General features: G+C 39.2%; 1 protein-coding gene and 1 pseudogene. Both read right to left on the bottom strand.

All coding sequences use genetic code 11. The annotated features are described in order from the left end of the window. Window positions 1–218, bottom strand: a pseudogene (locus KTHG_RS00220) (phage head-tail adapter protein); the annotation flags it as partial. Next, the coding region (locus KTHG_RS00215) for a hypothetical protein (protein WP_255512320.1) at window positions 199–459 on the bottom strand (261 nt) is incomplete at its 5' end. The gene KTHG_RS00215 and the pseudogene KTHG_RS00220, both read right to left, overlap by 20 nt.

Below are 459 nucleotides of genomic sequence, written 5' to 3'. Positions count from 1 at the left end.
TAATCCATCAACGGATCTCGAATATTAATCGTAATCGATTCTTTTGCATTGACCGTTTTTAAGATTTCTAAATCCTTTTGACTCGATGCGTAGATTTCACAAAAGCAATAATGTAACGTTTCCTTTTCTTGTTCTCCTGGCTCTGGACCCTGTACAGGCTCGTAACCAAAGAACGTGATAGGTGTCCGTAAATCACCGCTAGTAAGTTGTCGTGCCATCTTCAATCACCTCATACAATTCAAACTGCAGCGATTGGATTTGAGATAAAAAATTGGTGTCAAATTCTTCGAGCTTGTCGTTATAAACATAGCGTGAGCGCTCCATAACAAGCTCTCTAGCACGTTCATGCGATACCACATCGAATTGACCACATTTCACTTTTAAATCCTCTACAGACGCAGAAATGATAGTTAATAATGCTTCATCTTCTGCTGTGTGGAAGATTTTCATACGACGTTT

Source organism: Kurthia sp. Dielmo, from assembly GCF_000307285.2.
In the GTDB taxonomy this organism is placed as follows: domain Bacteria; phylum Bacillota; class Bacilli; order Bacillales_A; family Planococcaceae; genus Kurthia; species Kurthia populi.
This window is presented reverse-complemented; position numbering and strand designations above follow the sequence as displayed.